This window comes from Streptomyces sp. NBC_00203 (assembly GCF_045206325.1).
GTDB classification, from domain to species: domain Bacteria; phylum Actinomycetota; class Actinomycetes; order Streptomycetales; family Streptomycetaceae; genus Streptomyces; species Streptomyces lutosisoli.
The window spans coordinates 9,127,166-9,145,533 of record NZ_CP108126.1; the positions used below are offsets into that span (position 1 = coordinate 9,127,166).

Sequence of the window (18,368 nt, forward strand, 5' to 3'; positions counted from 1 at the left end):
GCTCCCCGCACGAGATCATTCACGAGAAGGAAGCCAACATGAGTGCTGCATCTTCCACGGGCGCGCCGCTCGCCGGAATCAAGGTGATCGACTTCACCGGGGTCCAGGCCGGTCCCGCGTGTACCCAGATGCTCGCCTGGTTCGGCGCCGACGTCATCAAGGTCGAGCGCCCCCAGGGCGGCGATGTGACCCGCAACCAGCTGCGGGACATCCCCGACCTCGACGCCCTGTACTTCACCATGCTGAACAGCAACAAGCGTTCGCTGGCCATCAACACCAAGACCCCCGAGGGCAAGGAGGTCATGGAGAAGCTGATCCGCGACGCGGACATTCTGGTCGAGAACTTCGCGCCGGGCGCCATGGACCGGATGGGCCTCGGGTGGGACCACATCCACGAGCTGAACCCGCGGCTGATCTTCGGTTCGGTCAAGGGCTTCAACGACTCATCGTCGTGGTCGGACCTCAAGGTGTACGAGAACGTCGCGCAGGCCGCCGGTGGCGCCGCGTCGACCACCGGATTCTGGGACGGCCCGCCCACCATCAGCGGCTCGGCCCTCGGCGACAGCAACACCGGTATGCACCTGCTGATCGGGCTGCTGACCGCGATCATCCAGCGCAACGCGACCGGCCTCGGCCAGAAGGTGTCGGTGTCCATGCAGGACGCCGTGCTCAACCTGACCCGGGTCAAGCTCCGTGACCAGCAGCGCCTGGAGAAGATCGGCTACCTGGAGGAGTACCCGCAGTACCCGCACGGCGAGTTCGGCGACGCCGTGCCGCGCGGCGGCAACGCCGGCGGCGGCGGCCAGCCGGGCTGGATCCTGAAGTGCAAGGGCTGGGAGACCGACCCCAACGCCTACATCTACTTCACGGTCCAGGAGCAGAACTGGAAGCGCACCGCCGAGGCCATCGGCCACCCCGAGTGGGTCGACGACCCGGACTACACCACCGCCCGGGCCCGCCAGCCGCGCATCATGGAGATCTTCGGCGAGATCGAGAAGTGGCTCGCCGACAAGACCAAGTACGAGGCGGTCGACATCCTGCGGAAGTGGGAGGTGCCCTGCGCCCCCGTGCTCAGCATGAAGGAGCTCGCCGAGGACCCCGACATGCGCGCGAGCGGCACGATCGTCGAGGTCGAGCAGAAGGAGCGCGGCACCTATCTGACGGTGGGCAGCCCGATCAAGTTCTCCGCCTTCAAGCCCGAGATCGAGGGTGCGCCGCTGCTCGGCGAACACACCGACGAGGTGCTCGCGGACCTCGGCTACGACGCGGACGACATCCGCAAGCTGCACGAGGGCCAGGTCGTCGCCTGACCCGCGGCACGCACGGTGCCCCGCGTACGGTCCTCGTACGCGGGGCACCGGCATGTGAGGGGAGCGGCTGGAGGGGGCGTCAAACCCCCGCCGGCTTCAGACTGTTGTGCGCTCGGCGGCGGCCTCGGCGCGCCGCCGCATCAGCTCCCGCTCCCGTGCCCGTCGCGCGGTGACGTCCCGGATGACCGCTCCGACGTGCGCGCCGCCGTCCGACTCGGTCAGCAGCACCACGCTGAACTCGATGGACAGGGTGCGGCCGTCCGCCGCCAGCGCGGGAACCGTCAGGAGGTCGGCTTCCCCGTACCGGGTGGCCCCTCGCTCCATGGCTGTCCGAAAGCCGTCCCCATGACGCTTCCGGTGCTTCTCGGGGATGATGATGTCGAGATCGCGGCCCGCCACCTCGGCCGCCGAGAAGCCGAAGATGCGCTCGGCCCCCCGGTTCCAGTAGCGGATCAGTCCTTCACGATCGACGATCACTATGCCGTCGGGTGCCTGGGCAGCCATTGCCAGCACCACCTCGGGATCCAGATCTTCCATGTCGCCTCCGAGCCGGGGCCATTGGTGGCGACAGTATACAGAATGCAGTTCCGGGGGAACCCTTGCGGACAGGGGTGGTTGCCGCCGTCGAGTGAGCCGCGTGGTGAGTTTCGTAACGCGCCCAATTCATCGGTCATCTGATCGATCCGATGGACCGTCACACGCGCCACTGTCACTGCATGACTGATACCCCCCACCCCATGTCCTCGGAGCCGCAGCGCGGCCCCGAGCAGGCCGACGCTCCGGCCGCCGCCACCCGCAGATCCGTGATCGCCGCTCTGGGCGGCGCGACCCTCGGAGTGGCCGCCCTGGGTCTCACGGGTTCCGCCACCGCGCAGCCGGCCGCCGCCGCGGAACGGAACTCCGCGGCCCAGCCCGCCGCCCGCCTGGCCGCCGCGTGCGTGCTCACGACCGAGCAGACCGAGGGCCCCTACTACCTGGACCTGGAAACGGTCCGCAAGAACATCACCGAGGGCAAGGCCGGCGTGCCGCTCACCCTCCGCGTCACGGTGATCGACAGCGCGACCTGCTCCCCGCTGCCCAACACGGCGGTCGACATCTGGCACTGTGACGCACTGGGGATCTACTCGGGATACGTGGCGGGCGGCTCGACCCCGGACACGACCTTCCTGCGGGGCGTGCAACTGACCGACTCCGCCGGTGTCGCGGAATTCACCACCGTCTACCCCGGCTGGTACGTCGGCCGCGCCCTCCACATCCACATCAAGACGCATGCCGGTGGCACCGTCTCGGGCGGGGTGTACCGGGGAGGCCACGTGTCCCACACCGGCCAGCTCTACTTCCCGGAGACGTACAACAGCAGGGTCGCGGCCCTGGCCCCCTACCGGAGCAACACGGCCACCCGCACGCTCAACGCGAGGGACGGCATCTACCGCAACGGCGGATCGTCGACCCTGCTGACCATCACACCGGTGGGCAGCGACCTCAGCAAGGGAGTGACCGGCACCGTCGTGCTCGGGATCAATCCGGCCGCCACACCCTGACACACACCCACGAACGGCAGCCGGGGCGCCGCTACAGTCCCGGCTGCCGCCGGCGTGCGGCCCGGCGGCAGTGGGCGCGCGCGTACGGACAAGGCGATGGACTCGATGGTTTCGTCCACGGAAGGTGCGGCCAGGAATCGAGGATGAGCCGGAGTCGAACGTGCGAGTTGTGCGGCGCGGCGCTGACCGCGAGACCACACGGCGGCCGGCCGGCTCGCTACTGCTCCAACGCGTGCAGACAACGGGCGCTCAGGCAACGGTCGGCGCGCGGGGACTCCGGCCGGCCGCAGCCGGCCGCGGCACCTGCCTCATCTGCCGCGTCGCCCGCGACGTCGACCGCTGCCTCCTCGATCGCCCAGGGCCGCGTCCTGCCACGGGCGCTCGACTCCTTCGTGGGCCGACGGCAGGAGCTGTCGCGGCTGCGCACCTTGCTGAGGACGTCGCGGCTGGTCACCCTGACCGGTGCGGGCGGCGTCGGCAAGACCCGGCTGGCGCTCGAGTTCGCCAAGGGCGGTCCGCGCGGCGGGCGGGTCGACCTGGTCGCACTCGACTCGCTGCATGACGGCGCTCTGCTCGCGCAGACGGTGGCCGCCGCGTTGGCGGTGGGTGAAGGGGCGGGACTGTCCGGCGTCGACGTACTGGTCCGTGCGATCGGCGACGCTTCCCGGCTGCTGATTCTGGACAGTTGCGAGCATCTGGCCGAGCCCTGTGCCCGACTGACCGCGGCCCTCCTGAGCCAGTGCCCCCGGCTGCGGATCCTGGCCACCAGCCGGGAGGCTCTGCGCGTACCCGGCGAGATCGTGTACAGGGTCGTAGAACTGTCTCTGCCGCCGGCCGATGCCGGGGACGACCCGGTAGCCCTGTTGCGGTCGGATGCCGTCCGGCTGTTCGTCGAACGTGCCTCGAGCAGCGCACCCGGATTCACACTCCACCGCGGCAACGGCCGGACCGTTGCCGAGATCTGCCGCCGGCTGGACGGCCTGACGCTCGCCGTCGAACTGGCGGCTCGCCGGGTCGGCACCCTCCCGCTGCGTGACGTCCTGGCCGGACTGGACGACCAGCTGTCCCTCCTGACGGACGGAAGCCGAACCGGGCCCCGGCGCCACAGCGGACTGGCTGCCGCGATCGACTGGAGCCATCGGCTGCTCGATCCGGCGGAACAGGCGGTCTTCCGGCGGCTCGCGGTCCTCGTCGGCGGGTTCGACACCGCCGCGGCGCAGGTGGTCTGTGCCGGCGGCGGCGTCGCACCATGGCAGATACTCCGCGTGCTGTGCGCCCTTGAGGCCAAGTCGCTGATCGCCCGCATGCCAGGAGACGCGCAGTCCGTGCGATTCCGGCAGTTGGATGCCATCCGCGTCTACGCCATGGAGCGCCTGCTCGCCTCCGGCGAGCTGCCCACCACGCGGCAACGGGCCATCGAGTGGCTGAACGGACTGGCGGACCGGGTGGGCGACGAGGTGTTCGCCGACCAGGCCGGTGGCCCGCTGAGAGGGGAACGGGACAATCTCGCGGCGGCCCTGGCCTCCGCGACCGGCCACGACGGTTCCGCGCATCCTCGGCTGGTGCTGGAACTGGCTCGCGTGCACTTCCAGCAGGAGCAGCCGTCGGTCGCCCGTACGCTGCTGAACAGACTTCTGCGGGAAGCCGAAGGCCGGGCGCTCGGCGGAGCGGTGCCGGCGCTCGCCGCGCGCGTCGCCTGCCAGCAGGCCGACCTCGCCCAGGCACTGCGCCTGGGCGAGCGGGCGGTGGACATGGAACGCACGCGCAACCACCCCGCCGGCCTTGCCAACGCCCTGGACGCGCGGGCCGCGGCCCGGCTGTGCCGCGGCGAATTCGCCGCCGCCGTCGCGGACTTCCGCGAGTGCCTGGACATCGTCGCCGCACTCGGCAGACCGCACGACACCGCGTGGTGCACCCATCATCTGGCGTGGGCGCTGCTCCAGGCCGGCCGGGAACACGAGGCCGACGTGCTCATGTCCCGGTGCCTGCCCGTGCTCAGGGAGCACGCGCCGTGGAGCCGGGCCGCGGCCGCTCTGCACACCGCGGGCGCCGTGCGGCTGGCCCTCGGCCGGCTGGAAAGTGCTGAGGCGCTGTTCGCCGAAGTGCTGCGGATCGTCCCTGAAGCAAGTTTCCACGCGCTGTACCCCATTGAGGGCCTGGCCCTCGTGGCCGCCGAGAGTGGAGACATGCAGCGAGCCCTACGCCTGTACGAGGCGAGCGCGCAGGCACGCCGCCGGATGGACACCGAGCCCGAGGCCCCATGGCGACGCCAGGTGGAACAGACGGCGATCCGTGCGCGGACACGGCTCTCGGCGGCCGCGCGGGACGCCGCCGTCAGCGGGGGCCACCGGCTGCTCGGAGACCGGCTGGTCGCCTATGCCCTGCGGGAAAGGGGCGGCGACCACCGAACGGCAACGGCCGCCGTGCACGTCCTCGACGACCACTCCACGCTCACCGCAAGGGAGTTCATGGTGGCCGACCTGGTCGCCGACGGGCTGACCAATCGTCAGATCGCGGACCGGCTCGATCTTTCGATCCGTACGGTCGCCACACATCTGGACAAGGTCCGCGACAAGCTGGGCATGCGATCGCGCACACAGATCGCCTTATGGGTGGCCGCACGAACGAAGGACGGGCGCACCTCCCTGCGATGAGTTCCGCAGGGAGGTGCGCCCGTCCTCAGGGCTCCAGGACGAGCAACTGAGCTTCCTCCGCGGACCAGCCGACCGTCACCTCGGCGTCGAGGGCGCCCGTCGCGCGCGAGCCCGTGCCGAGTTCGCGCATGATCACGTCCTGGCCGCCCACGTGCAGTCGGTGACGGATCGTGGCTCCCAGGCTGGTGGACGACAGGACCCGGCCGGAGCCGCCGTTCTCGGTGCGGTCGGCATCGACGAACCGCAGATGCTCGGGGCGGACGGAGACCGCGTACGCGTCGCCCTTGGCCCCGCGGTCCCGTACCCGCCCGACTCCCCATGCGCCGAGGTCGACGACGGCCTCGCCGTCTCCCCGTTCCAGCACCGTGCAGGGCAACAGGTTGGTGTCGCCGAGGAAGTTGGCCACCCAGTCGGTACGCGGATGTGCGTACACGTCCTCGGGGGCGCCCTCCTGCACGATCCTGCCGTCGCGCATGACCACGATCCTGTCGGACATGGACATGGCCTCGTCCTGGTCATGGGTGACGAACAGGACGGAGATGCCGAGCGACTGCTGCAGTGTCTTGACCTCGTCCTGCATCTGCTCGCGCAGGCGCTTGTCCAGGGCGGCCATCGGCTCGTCCAGGAGAAGGGCCGCGGGGTTGAACACCAGGGCACGGGCGAGTGCGACGCGCTGCTGCTGGCCGCCGGACATCTGACGCGGACGACGGTCGCCGAGCCCGGCCAGACCGACGCGGGCGAGTGCCTCCTCCGCGCGCCTGCGCCGCTCACCGCGCTGCACCCCTCGCATGCGCAGCGGAAACTCGACGTTCTCGGCCGCGCTCATGTGCGGGAACAGGGCGTAACTCTGAAAGACGACGCCGAGATCGCGGTCCTTGGGGGGCAGCCGGTCCACCGGCTTGCCGTCGATCAGCACGGTGCCGGAGGTGAGTTCCTCGAAGCCGGCGACCATCATCATGGTCGTGGTCTTGCCCGAGCCGCTCGGCCCCAGCAGCGTCACGAACTCACCGGGATCGATCGACAGATCGAGATCGTCGACGGCGGCGACACTCCCGTACATCTTGCGAACGCCCCGCAGCTCGATGGCGCCACGTCGCTCCTCGTGCGCAGCCGAGGCGGATGACTGCTGTGTGATCGTGGTGGTCATGGTTCACCCTGTCTGTTCGGGGGCGGTCAAGGGGAGCAGCCGTGCGACGGAGCGGCGGCGGATGGTGAAGCAGACCTGTACAAGCAGACCGAGCGTGGCGACGGTGACGAGCATCGCCGAGGACACGGCGATCTTGGGCGTCAGGTTGTACTGGATGTCGGTGAACATCTTCACCGGCAGCGTCGTCGCGTTCGGGGACTGCAGGAACAGCGCTATGACCGTCTCGTCGATGGACACCGAGAAGGCGAACAGCGCCCCCGCGACAAGCCCCGGCCGGATGACCGGGAGATAGACGAACCGCGTGACGGAGAACGCTCCCGCGCCCAGGCTGCTCGCCGAGCGGACCAGCGCCGGGTTGAGCCCGGCGAGGCTGGCCCGCACGGTGAGGAAGGCGTACGGTACGGCGATCACGGCATGGGCCAGGCCGATCGGCAGGACCGTCCCCACCATGCCGACGGAGATGAAGAACTGGTAGAACGCCAGGGCCAGCACCACCGCGGGCACGATCATCGGTGCCAGCAGCAGGCCCGTGATCGCCGCCTTCCCGGGAAACGTACGCCCGTGCAGCGCCACCGCGGCCGTGCCGCCGAGCAGCACCGCGATCACCACCGCGACAGCGGCCGCCTGGAGGCTGGCGGTCAGGGCCGACATCCACGCCTGGTCGCGGAAGAACCCGGTGACCGCCGCGGTGGACAACTGCCCGGGCGGGAAGGTGATGTAACGGCTGCCGGTGAACGCCATCGGCAGCACGATCAGGGTCGGCACCACCAGGAAGACGAATACCGGCACCGAGGCGATCAGAGAGGACACATGTCGAGGTCTAGTGAGCCTCATATTCGCCTCCTGCACGAAGGATCCGCTGGTACACCGCGACGAGCACGCTGACGATGACGGTCAGCAGCAGCGCGAGCGCCGACGCACCGGCGAAATCGGTCAACTGCCTTGCGTAGAAGTCGATCTGATTGGCGATCATCATGTCGCCGGGGCCGCCCAGCACGACGGGCGTGATGAAGAATCCGGTGCTGATGATGAACACCAGCAGACCCGCGGCGGACACCCCCGGCACGGTCAGGGGCAGGATGATCCGCCGGAAGACCGACGCCTCGCCCGCCCCCAGCGACCGGGCCGCCAGTTCGAGCCGGTCGTCGATCGCGGCCAGGGCCGCGAAGATCGGGAAGACGGCGTAGGGCAGCAGGTAGTGCACCATGCCGAGCACGACGGCGAAGCGGTTGTGGAGCAGGGCCAGCGGGGCATCGGTGATACCGAGGCCCTGCAGTGCGGTGTTCACCAGGCCGTTGTCCTGCAGCAGGACCGCCCAGGCGAAGTTCTTCACCAGGACGCCGGTCCAGAAGGGCAGCAGCACCAGAGCGAAGAGCACGACCCGCGCCAGCGGCCCGCGCCGCCAGATCACCACGGCCAGCAGGTAGCCGAGCACGACCGTGGCGAGCGTCGACAGCGCACTGATCTCGAAGGTGTTGAGCAGCGAACGCGACACCAGCGGGTCCTTCAGCACGCGCTGGTAGGCGTGGCCGTGGGTGCTCGCCGCGACGAGTTTGCCGAGGGGCGTCAGGAAGAGTACGGCGTCGAAGGCGAGCACGGGCGCCAGCAGCAGCAACCATGTGCCGCGCGGGCGTCGGCGCCGCCGCGGCGCAGCGGCGCCGGCCGGCGCGGTCGCGGACGCCGCGTCACGCGTGACGGTGGACGTCATCAGCTGCCCGCCTGCCACAGCTTGAAGCGCTGCTCGGTCGCCTTGAGGTTCTTGGCCCACCAGGTGTCGTCGCGGACCAGGATCGAGTCCGCCAGCTTGGGACTGGTGGGAAGGGAATCGGCCACCGAGGAGGGCAGTTTGGCCAGCGCCGGAGTGTTGGCCAGGGTGAGGTTGGTGGTCTGGATGAAGTCGGCGCCGGCCGCGGCGTCGTTGCTCATGAAGTCCAGGAGCCGGAAGGCCGCCTCCTTGTTCCTGGCGCCCTTGGGGACCACGAAGTAGTCGCCCGCGACGACACTGTTCCTGGCGGTGAAGTTCAGCCTCGCCCCGTCCTTGCGGGCGGCGCTGATCCGGTTGTTGAAGCTTGTCGAGAGCGCGACCTCACCCGAGGTCAGCTGCTGGATGGGCTCCTGATTGGCCGTGTGGTAGATCAGCCCGTCGCGCCCGGGGTGCTGGGCCAGATACTTCAGGGCCGCGTCGACGTCGAGTGGGTAGATCTTGTCGAACGGCACGCCCGCGGCGAGTCGTGCCGCCTCCAGGATCGAACTGTCGGACAACTGCGAGTAGACGGATCGCTTGCCCTTGTAGCGCCCCTGGTCCAGGAACTGCTCCCAGTTCTTCGGCGCTTGGGCATCCGGGATGTGCTTCTGGTCCCAGGCCATCACGAACAGGAAGCTCAGATACTTGATGCCGTAGTCGGCCTTCGCATAGGCGGGCAGTCCCTTGTCGCTGATGACGCCGTAGTCCAGCTTCTCCAACAGCCCCTCGTCGACGGCCTGGAGGTATTCCGGCGCGGTCAGCTCCACCAGGTCCCATTGGACATCGCCCGACTGCACCTGGGTCTTGAGCCCGGCGAGGCTGGTGTTGGCCAGCAGCGACGGGCGCACACCCGACTTCTTCTCGAAGGGCTTGAGCAGGGTCTTCGTCAGCTGATCGTTGTACGAGCCGCCGTACGAGGTGACGGTCACCGTGGTGTTCGGCTTGGCCGACGGGGTCGACTTGGTGCTGCACGCGGTGAGCAGACTCCCCGCGAGGGGGGCCGCCAGCGCGGAGGCTCCGGCCGCCCGCAGGATCGACCGGCGGCTCATGCTTCTGTGTGACTGCTCATTCATTGTGGCCATGCCTTTCTTGGAACACGACGGCGCGCGTCAGCGCACACCCGTGACGGTGCGGGGCGCGATGAACAGGGGGCGCGGCAGGGATCAGTACCAGAGGGAAAAACAGGAGATGGGCGATCTGCGATCTGCATCACGAGGGACCAGGCCGAATTGCGACCTGAGGAGCCCATAGCCGTCGCCAACGGCCATGACATTCCGGAACTCGTTCACATCCGCCATCACGATCAGGCGATCCGCGGAAAAAGGAACGTCCGGTACACGCGGTCTGCCTCAGCCCGGCGACCGCGTGGCGCAACAGTAGGGACATGTCCTCCGCGCGTCAATGAGTGATTTCCCCGTGGGCGCGCCCATGTCCAGAAGACAGACGTCGCCTCGTCCTGTCCGGACCGCATGGCCCCGCTTGGTGTGCAGATCATCCATACGGCCTCGGGACGATGGATGAATCCGCCACTTCTTGGCTGGTTCGTGTGGCGGATAGCGTCACTGGCCTGGAACGGAGACCGGGCCTGGTCAGGTCGTCCGAGCCTCAGCTGCTGTCCCTCAGGCATGGCCCGCCGGCGCGGAAATCGCCAGTTCCGCGTCGTTCGGCCACGCCCTCTCACCCGGCACGACCGGAACGCACCCTCACGGCCGCCCTCCACCCCTGGGGCGCTGCGTCATCGCCATCCTCCAGCCGGCCTCCCGGCAGATCTCTTGAATCCCTACGACTCTCAAGCCACGAGGAGTACAGAACGTCGTGAGCGAAATCCGCACCCTGCGCCATACCCTGCGCAATTACATCGACGGTGAATTCGTCGACGCGACGGATGGTCGCACGCTGCCGGTCGTCGACCCCACCACCGGTGAGGTGTACGCGAGTTCACCGCTTTCGGGGGCGGCAGACGTGGACGCGGCGATGGCAGCCGCAGCGGCGGCCTTTTCCGTGTGGCGAGACTCCACCCCCAGCACCCGGCAGAAGCTGCTCCTGAAGATCGCGGACGCCGTCGAGGCGCGCGCCGAGGAACTGGTCGAGGCGGAGTGCCGCGACACCGGCAAGCCCCGCGCCGTCACCAGGACCGAAGAGATCGTTCCGATGGCCGACCAGTTGCGGTTCTTCGCGGGCGCCGCGCGCCTGCTGGAGGGCAAGGCGGCAGGGGAGTATGCGGAGGGCCTGACCTCCATCATCCGGCGGGAGCCGATCGGTGTGTGCGCGCAGGTCGCGCCCTGGAACTACCCGATGATGACGGCGGTGTGGAAGTTCGCGCCGGCGATCGCCGCGGGCAACACCGTGGTCCTCAAGCCCTCGGACACCACACCCGCGTCCACGGTGCTGCTCGCCGGGATCGTCGGTGGCGTGCTGCGGGAGCTGGATCTGCCCGCCGGTGTGCTCAATGTCGTGTGTGGCGATCGGACCACCGGGCAGCTCATGGTCGAGCACCCGGTTCCGGCCATGGCCGCCATCACCGGTTCCGTACGTGCCGGCATCCAGGTCGCCGAGAGCGCCGCGAAGGACGTCAAGCGTGTCCACCTGGAGCTCGGCGGCAAGGCTCCCGTGGTCGTCTTCGACGACGCGGACATCGCGCAGGCCGTCGAGGGCATCACGGCGGCGGGTTTCTTCAACGCCGGCCAGGACTGCACGGCCGCCACGCGCGTCCTTGTCCAGGAGTCCGTCCACGACGAGTTCGTCGCCGCGCTGGCCAAAGCCACCGCCGGCATCAGGACCGGTGGCATCGACGAGGAGGGCGTGCTCTTCGGCCCGCTCAACAACGAGAACCAGCTGGCCCAGGTGAGCGGTTTCGTCGACCGGCTCCCTCCGCACGCCAAGGTCGAGGCAGGCGGTCACCGCGTCGGTGAGCAGGGCTTTTTCTACGCCGCCACCCTCGTCTCCGGCCTGAAGCAGGATGACGAGATCATCCAGAACGAGGTCTTCGGCCCGGTCGTCACCGTCCAGTGCTTCACCGACGAGGACCAGGCCGTGGAGTGGGCCAACGGCGTCGACTACGCTCTCGCCTCCTCGGTCTGGACGAAGGACCACGCCCGCGCGATGCGCATGTCCAAGCGCCTCGACTTCGGCTGCGTATGGATCAACACCCATATGATCCTGGTCGCCGAGATGCCGCACGGCGGCTACAAGAAGTCCGGCTACGGCAAGGACCTCTCGGCGTACGGCTTCGAGGACTACACGCGCATCAAGCACGTCATGACCTCGCTGTGACAAGGCTGCTGGGGCACGTCCCGGACCCGCTGAGCCGGGCCGGGGCACCCCGGTGGGCGCCCCGGCCTCACACCTTCAGGACGTCAGCAGGCCCCCTCGTCCTGCCACGGCCCCCAGTCGACGGCGCTGGGCGTCTCGTTCTGGGTCCACCACTTGGCCTTCCAGTTGTGCTTGTTGTACGAGACCTCGTTGCCGGCGGTGTAGACCGCCGTTGAGCTCCAGGCGGTCGCGCACGCGGTGCTCGGCGTCGGGGTCGGGGTCGGCGTGGGTGTCGGGGTGGGGGTGCTGGTGGGCGGGGTGGCTCCGGCGAACTTCACCGAGTACTTGGCGAAGTCCCAGGAGTTCTGGGCCACGCTGGAGCATGTGCCCGAGGTGCGGCCGCCGTTGTCGGCGGGGGTGCACTGGCGGTCGCGGTTGAGGGACCAGAAGGTGAAGCGGTCCATGTTGTGGCTGGTGGCGTAGTCCAGCACCGTCTGGAAGTCGGCCTGTGAGAAGTACTCGCCGGTGTCGCTGCGTCCGTTCATGCCGGAGAAGCCCTCGTGGGCGTAGGCGGTCGCCTGGTCCCAGCCGAAGGTGGACTGGAGGATCGTGTTGAAGTTGGTGAGTGCGCTGGTCTGTGAGGCCGCGCCGCTGAAGCCGCCGTCGAACGGCATGATGGAGAAGTTGTTCGGCGTGAACCCCTGCGACTTCGCCTCCAGCAGCATCTGCTTGCCGAACCAGCCGGTGCCGTCCGCCGTACCGGCCGTGGTGACGGAGACATAGAGGCCGGGGTTGTTCTGCTGGAGGATCTTGGCGGCGCCGATCTCGTTCTTGATGGCCGCCGTGTTCTCGTACTCCGGCTCCTCCAGATCGAAGTCGATCGCGTGCAGGCCGTACTTGGTGATGACCTGCTGGTACGCCGCGGCGGTAGCGGCCGCATCCGAGCAGGTCTGGCCGAGCTTGGTGCCGCCGTATCCGCCGATCGAGACGGAGACGTCGCCGCCCTTGGCGCGGATGGTGTTGATGACCGACTGCACGGCGGTGTCGGAGGAGACGGCGGCCGTGCCGCCCCAAGTGGGGGAACAGCCGCCGCCGTTGGGGGCGAGGATGAACGCCAGCTGGAATGCCTTGAGGCCGGTCGCGTCCATGATGGCGCCCGGGTCCGGCGGGTCGTTGTCCAGTGGCATCAGATAGGGGGCGGCGGCATACCAGCGGTTGCTGAGCGCGGTGGTCGCGCCCGAGGCATTGCCCGCGACCAGGGCGGTCGTGCCGACTGCGGCCAGGCTTACGGCCGCTGCCGCACCCAGACATGCGCGAAGACGTCTCACTGTGCCTCCAGGGGAGTGGGGGAGTGGCCCCAGCCTCTGGGGGCTGTCGCGATCACGTCAATGAGTTGGACTAGACCAGAAGAGTCTTTGGACTAGACCATACATTCTCTTTACCTGGACTCCGCCGGGGGTGCCGCGACGGTCGGTGCCACGCGGACACCGTCGAGGGCGACGGTCAGGACGCGGTCGCGCTGGGCGTCGTCGAGGAAGTTGGTCGCGGTGATCCCGGCGACCATCCGCAGGAGGTCGTCGAAGTCCATGTCCGCGCGGGCCGCCCCGGCCTTCTGTGCCCGCTCGAACAGCGGGCCGCCCGCCGCGTACATCGAGTCCCGGCAGGCCAGGAAGATCTCCGACTCGTTGTTGAGCGCCTCGCGGATGGCCCGCTTGGTCACGGTGTAGTCCACGAACCGGCGCAGCCACGAGGTCAGGGCCTCCCACGGCTCCAGCCCGGCGACCTCCTGCGCCACCCGGCACAGGTCGTTCACCTCGCCCGCGTAGACGCTCTCGAAGAGGTGGCGGCGGGTCGGGAAGTTCCGGTAGAGCGTGCCGATGCCGACGCCCGCGCGGCGGGCGATGTCCTCCAGGGACGCCTCCGCGCCGTTCTCCGCGAACGCCTCACGCGCGGCCGCCAGTAGCGCGTCGTAGTTGCGGGCGGCGTCCTTCCGGTGTGGCCGCTGGGACGCGACGATCTCGCTGACGGGGAACGGCTGAGCCGGCACTGCTGCCTCCCTGGCGGGGAACGAGGTTGAAGCGGAGGTATGCCTCCGCTACAGTGGAGGGGTACCTCCACTTTACCAGTGCGGGGTGTGTTTCGCCGTGGACGCGTGCGGCCGCACGCATCACCGACGCGACGGCACCCTTCGCGTATCCGCGACGGCACCCCCTGTGCCGGCGATTCGGTTCGGTTCGACTCGCTCTCATCGCGGGCCCTGCGCCGACCGCACCGCCCGCCACCCGCACCACACCGACATCCACAGTCCTCCGCGACCGCTCCCCGCGGCCGTCGGCGTGCTCGACGCCGCCCCGCGGCGTGCCGAGCCCGAACGACCGTCGCCCGATGACCTCGGCCGCACCCTGTTCGCTTGTTCGGAGAGGCCTTTCATGCCCCGGAAATCCACCCGCCTCACCTTCGCGGTCCTCGCGACCGGCGCGGGCGTGTTCGCCATGCTGCAGTCGCTGATCGCACCGGCCCTGCCGACCGTTCAGCACGCCCTGCACACCTCGCAGTCCACCGCGACCTGGGTGATGACGGCCTATCTGCTGTCCGCCTCGGTCTTCACACCGATCCTCGGCCGTGTCGGCGACCTGATCGGCAAGAAGCGCACCCTTGTCGCCGTCCTGCTGGCCGTCATGGCCGGCTGTCTGCTGGCCGCGCTCGCGCCGACCATCGGCGTGCTGATCGTCGCCCGGGTCGTCCAGGGCATCGGCGGCGCGCTGTTCCCGCTGTCCTTCGGCATCATCCGGGACGAGTTCGCCCCGTCCGAGGTGAGCGGCAGCATCAGCAACTTGTCCGCCGTGATCGCCGCCGGAGGCGGAGTCGGCATGGTGGCGGCCGGTCCCATCGTGACCGCCCTCGACTACCGCTGGCTGTTCTGGCTCCCCGTCGGCATCGTCGCCCTCACCACGCTGATCGCCCTCCGCTACGTCCCCGAGTCGCCCCGCCGGGCCGAGGGGAGCGTCAACTGGTTCGGCGCCGTCCTGTTGTCGGGCTGGCTGGTGGCCCTGCTGCTGCCGCTCAGCCAGGCGAGCCGCTGGGGCTGGGGATCGGGCAGGGTGATCGGTCTGTTCACCGCCGCCGTGCTGCTCTTCGCGCTGTGGCTGTTCGTCGAGGCGCGCTCCCACAGCCCGCTGATCGATCTGCGCATCATGCGGCTGCCCGCGGTGTGGACCACGAATGCCGCCGCGCTGCTGTTCGGCGCGGGCATGTACGCGATCTGGTCCTTCCTGCCGGGCTTCGTGCAGACCCCCAGCTCCGCCGGGTACGGCTTCGGCGCGAGCGTGACGGCGGCCGGACTGCTGATGCTGCCGATGCTGATCGCGATGTTCTGCTCGGGTGTGCTGAGCGGCCGTCTGGAGCCTGTGCTGGGTGCCAAGAAGCTGCTCACCACCGGCGCCGCGCTCGGCGCGGTCGCTTGCGGCTTCCTCGCCCTGTGGCACGACCAGCAGTGGCAAGTGGCCTTCGCGGCGGGCGTGTTCGGGCTCGGCATCGGACTGGCCTTCGCCTCGATGGCCAACCTGATCGTCGGCAGTGTCCCGGCCGAACAGACCGGCGCCGCGACCGGTATGAACGCCAACATCCGGACCATCGGCGGCTCCATCGGCGCCGCGGTGACCAGCGTCCTGGTGACCGGCCGACTCCAGCCCTCCGGCCTGCCGTACGGGTCCGGCTACACCCACGGGTTCAGCCTGCTCGCCCTGCTCTGCCTCGCCGCCGCGCTGGCCGCGCTCCTCGTCCCGGTGCAGCGCGCCGGCCGCGGCTCCGGGATGCCGCGCGCTTCCCACGACGTGCCGCGCACGGAACCGGAGGCGGTCACGCCCGGCGCACGGAGCTGACGCGTAAGTGGAGCTGACCGGCATGTGGAGCTGACCGTCGCGTGGGTTCTGGACCCGGCGCCCGGAACGATCAGCATCCTGCCGCGAGTTCGGCGAACTCGTCCAGGAGGGCCGCGGCGTCGGTCACGTCGTCCGTGAGCGGGCGGTCCTCCATCGCCGGGTCCAGGACCGCCGCCGCGCGAGCGTACGCGCGGCCCGCCGGGGTCCCCGGAACGGGTACGGTGCCGCGCTGGCGCAGGGCCCGTACCGCGGCGACCAGTTCGCAGCCCAGGACCAGCCGGTACGCCTGGGCCAGCCGCAGCGACTTGCGGGCCGCCTGGGTGGCGAAGCTCGCGGCCTCCTCCAGCCCTTGCGACAGCACCACGTGACCGAGGGCGGCCGGGGTGGCGCCCGCCTGGATCTCGGCGAGCGCGGCCGCGGCGCTGTACTCCAGGATCATCATCCCCGACCCCGCCGAGGCGTCGTCGGCCAAGTAGGAGCGCAGCCCGGTCAGTTCGGGGCGGCCGAGACCGGACAGCCGGGCCGCGGAGAGCCGGGCGGTGCCGAGAACGGCGAGGCCCAGCTGGTCGAGCGCGAGGGTGAGCGGCGTGGCGAAGAAACCGCCGTGATGATGGGCGACCGGGACACCCGTGGGCTCGTCCCACCCGATCAGGGGGTTCTCGGTGGCGGAGTTGAGCTCGATCGACAGCACGCGCTCCAGGCCTGCCCAGGCCTCCGTCGCGGGCCCGTGGACCTGGGGAAAACATCGGAAACCGAAGGGGTCCTGCACACGCGGGACCAGCGGCGCCGACTGCTCCGCCATCGCGGACGGCCATTGTTCCGGCCTGCCGGGCACGAGCAACCCCCGTACGCAGGCCGCCGCCCGACCGATCGCCGGATGCGGGTGGGCCCGGTGGACCTCGGGGGCGTAGGCCTCCAGGGATCCGTCGATCGCGAGCAGCGACAGCGCTGCCACGGCGTGCGCGGCGCGGAGCAGCCCGCCGAGGTCGTGGCAGACGAGCGCGGACTGGCCGAGGGTGAGGGCGTTGCTGCTCAACAGGGCCAGCGCGTCGCCGCGTTGGATCTCCAGCCGCTCGGGGAACGGCTCCTCGCCGCCCGTCCCGTCCCGTTGCCACGTGCCGTGGCCGAAGAGCGCCAGCCCCAACTGGGCCAGCGCCGTCAGGTCGCCGGTGCCGACCGACCCGTACTCGTTGACCAGGGGATGCGCCCCCGCTCGTAGCGCGTGCGCGAGGGCCACGGCGATCCCGGGGCGCAGACCGGAGCCCCCGGCGAGCAGTTGGTTCGTCCGCACCACCATCATCGCGCGGACCTGGCGCACGGGCAGCGGGTCGCCCAGGCCGCCCGCATGGCTGAGCAGCAGCCGCAGGTCATGGCCCGCGCCGTCCCGTTCCTCGACGGCGACGCCCCGGTGCGCCCCGACGCCGGTACTGCGCCCGTACACCCGGGCGCCGTCCTCCGCCAGAGCGCGCGCGGCCCGCCGGGTGCGCTCCATCGCCTCCAGCGCCGCCGGACGTACGGCGGGAGGCAGCGCGCCGTCGGCGATCCGGGCGACCGTGGCCACATCGAGGCCGTGACCGTCGAGTGACGCACCGGTCGCCGGGGCACAACTGGCCGTGCCGCCGGTGGTCGTGCCGGCGGTGCGCTTGAGCATGACGGACGTTGTCTCCTCAGCCGTACGTCGTCAGCGAGTGTGGCCGGAGCGGGTGTCCGCCCCGGCCGTCACGCACCCGTCAGACCAGCCCGGCGGAGGACAGCCACGCCTTGGCCACGTCCAGCGGGTCCTTGTTGTCGTCCTGCACCTGGCTGTTGAGCTTGACCAGTGTTGCCGTGTCGAGCTTCGTGGAGACGGTGTTGAGCACCGAGACTCCGGCCGACGAGAGACCGCTCTTGTAGGCCAGCGGAGTCACGTTCTCGAAGCCGAAGAGATTCTTGGGATCCTGGAGCACAACAAACTTGTTCTTGCTGATTCCGGGGTCCGTCGAGAAGATGTCCGCGGCCTGGATGTTGTTTCCCTTGAGGGCCGCCACCGTCAGCGGACCGCCCGCGTCCAGCGCCTTGAAGGACTTGAATTCGAGACCGTATACGGACTTGAGGCCCTTCAGGCCCTGCTGCCGGGTCTGGAACTCGGGCGAGCCGCCTATGACCAGGTCCTTCGCCACGTCGGCGAGGTCGGCGATCGTCGACTTCTCCGTCAGGCTGTACTTCTTGGCCGTGGCCTCGTTGAGGGCGATCGCGTCCTTGTCCTGGGCCTCGGACGGATCCAACAGGGTCAGGCTCGCATCGAGTTTGGCCGCGATGGCCTTGCTGGTCTCCTCGACGGTCGTCGGGGCGGCCTTGGCGTCGAGATAGGCGAGCAGGGCCCCGTTGTACTCGGGCAGGACCGTGATCGTGCCGTTCTTGATCAGACCGTAGGTGGTCTCACGGCTGCCGATGTTCAGCTTGTAACTGACCTTGATGTTCTTCGACTTGAGAGCCTCGCCGTAGATGTCGGCGAGCAGGATGCTCTCGGGGAAGTTGTTGGAACCGACAACGACCGTACCGGCCTTGGCGGAGTCCCCCTTCAACGGGTCACTCTTGCCCGAGTCGTCGGAGGAACCGCAGCCCGTCAGTGCGGCCGTGGCCACAACCAGCAGGGAAACAGCGTACGTTGCGGACGTTCTGGTGCTTCTGGCGATGGTCACGTTGGTCATCCAGACTTGGCATGGTGGGGCGAAGGTGGCCGGAAGGCGCGGGTGTTGACAGTCGTCCGGACGATCCAATCGAGCCGCCTCATGGACCGTCAAGACACGAATAGATCACTGATGGGGACCGCGCGGCTTCAGTCCGTATGCACAACGTG

Annotated in this window: 14 protein-coding genes; 5 read left to right on the forward strand and 9 right to left on the reverse strand. The window is 69.4% G+C overall.

Annotated elements, in window-relative coordinates; genetic code table 11:
- Positions 1 to 38 precede the first annotated feature (38 nt).
- Complete coding sequence (gene frc, locus OG975_RS40490; RefSeq protein ID WP_406334553.1) at positions 39 to 1,310, forward strand: formyl-CoA transferase; 1,272 nt, start codon at positions 39 to 41, stop codon at positions 1,308 to 1,310.
- Positions 1,311 to 1,406: 96 nt separating this feature from the next.
- Here frc and OG975_RS40495 read toward each other — a convergent pair whose 3' ends face one another.
- Positions 1,407 to 1,847, reverse strand: coding sequence for a PAS domain S-box protein (locus tag OG975_RS40495; protein ID WP_406334554.1), 441 nt, complete (start codon positions 1,845 to 1,847; stop codon positions 1,407 to 1,409).
- A gap of 179 nt (positions 1,848 to 2,026) precedes the next feature.
- Here OG975_RS40495 and OG975_RS40500 point away from each other — a divergent pair, with 179 nt between their 5' ends.
- Both OG975_RS40500 and OG975_RS40505 read left to right on the forward strand, forming a co-directional pair.
- Positions 2,027 to 2,851: an intradiol ring-cleavage dioxygenase gene (locus tag OG975_RS40500; protein ID WP_406334555.1), complete on the forward strand. Its 825-nt coding sequence runs from the start codon at positions 2,027 to 2,029 to the stop codon at positions 2,849 to 2,851.
- A 143-nt stretch (positions 2,852 to 2,994) separates the two neighbouring features.
- Complete coding sequence (locus OG975_RS40505; protein ID WP_406334556.1) at positions 2,995 to 5,505, forward strand: ATP-binding protein; 2,511 nt, start codon at positions 2,995 to 2,997, stop codon at positions 5,503 to 5,505.
- 25 nt (positions 5,506 to 5,530) lie between these two features.
- On the opposite strand, the gene OG975_RS40510 is transcribed toward OG975_RS40505, so the two are convergent.
- Genes OG975_RS40510 through OG975_RS40525 form a run of 4 tightly spaced genes read right to left on the reverse strand, consistent with a single transcriptional unit; the run spans position 5,531 to position 9,445 of the window.
- On the reverse strand, positions 5,531 to 6,652 hold the full coding sequence (locus tag OG975_RS40510) for an ABC transporter ATP-binding protein (protein ID WP_406334557.1): 1,122 nt from the start codon (positions 6,650 to 6,652) through the stop codon (positions 5,531 to 5,533).
- A gap of 3 nt (positions 6,653 to 6,655) precedes the next feature.
- Positions 6,656 to 7,462 (reverse strand): ABC transporter permease, encoded by an 807-nt coding sequence (locus OG975_RS40515; protein WP_406334559.1) that lies wholly within the window; start codon positions 7,460 to 7,462, stop codon positions 6,656 to 6,658.
- A 10-nt stretch (positions 7,463 to 7,472) separates the two neighbouring features.
- On the reverse strand, positions 7,473 to 8,360 hold the full coding sequence (locus tag OG975_RS40520; RefSeq protein WP_406334560.1) for an ABC transporter permease: 888 nt from the start codon (positions 8,358 to 8,360) through the stop codon (positions 7,473 to 7,475).
- Entirely contained in the window at positions 8,360 to 9,445 is a 1,086-nt protein-coding gene (locus OG975_RS40525) for an extracellular solute-binding protein (protein WP_406334561.1), read from the reverse strand. The genes OG975_RS40520 and OG975_RS40525 overlap by 1 nt, the downstream gene beginning before the upstream one ends.
- 784 nt (positions 9,446 to 10,229) lie before the next feature.
- Here OG975_RS40525 and OG975_RS40530 point away from each other — a divergent pair.
- Positions 10,230 to 11,669, forward strand: coding sequence for a gamma-aminobutyraldehyde dehydrogenase (locus OG975_RS40530; RefSeq protein WP_406336689.1), 1,440 nt, complete (start codon positions 10,230 to 10,232; stop codon positions 11,667 to 11,669).
- Between the two features lie 83 nt (positions 11,670 to 11,752).
- Here OG975_RS40530 and OG975_RS40535 read toward each other — a convergent pair whose 3' ends face one another.
- Entirely contained in the window at positions 11,753 to 12,976 is a 1,224-nt protein-coding gene (locus tag OG975_RS40535; protein WP_406334562.1) for a carbohydrate-binding protein, read from the reverse strand.
- A gap of 110 nt (positions 12,977 to 13,086) precedes the next feature.
- Positions 13,087 to 13,695, reverse strand: a complete 609-nt coding sequence (locus OG975_RS40540) for a TetR/AcrR family transcriptional regulator (RefSeq protein ID WP_406334564.1) — start codon at positions 13,693 to 13,695, stop codon at positions 13,087 to 13,089.
- Between the two features lie 382 nt (positions 13,696 to 14,077).
- On the opposite strand from OG975_RS40540, the gene OG975_RS40545 reads away from it, so the two are divergent.
- On the forward strand, positions 14,078 to 15,529 hold the full coding sequence (locus tag OG975_RS40545) for an MFS transporter (protein ID WP_406334566.1): 1,452 nt from the start codon (positions 14,078 to 14,080) through the stop codon (positions 15,527 to 15,529).
- A 70-nt stretch (positions 15,530 to 15,599) separates the two neighbouring features.
- Here OG975_RS40545 and OG975_RS40550 read toward each other — a convergent pair whose 3' ends face one another.
- Both OG975_RS40550 and OG975_RS40555 read right to left on the reverse strand, forming a co-directional pair.
- Positions 15,600 to 17,180, reverse strand: a complete 1,581-nt coding sequence (locus OG975_RS40550) for an aromatic amino acid ammonia-lyase (protein WP_406334568.1) — start codon at positions 17,178 to 17,180, stop codon at positions 15,600 to 15,602.
- A gap of 79 nt (positions 17,181 to 17,259) precedes the next feature.
- Complete coding sequence (locus OG975_RS40555) at positions 17,260 to 18,219, reverse strand: ABC transporter substrate-binding protein (RefSeq protein WP_406334569.1); 960 nt, start codon at positions 18,217 to 18,219, stop codon at positions 17,260 to 17,262.
- Between the last annotated feature and the right edge of the window lie 149 nt (positions 18,220 to 18,368).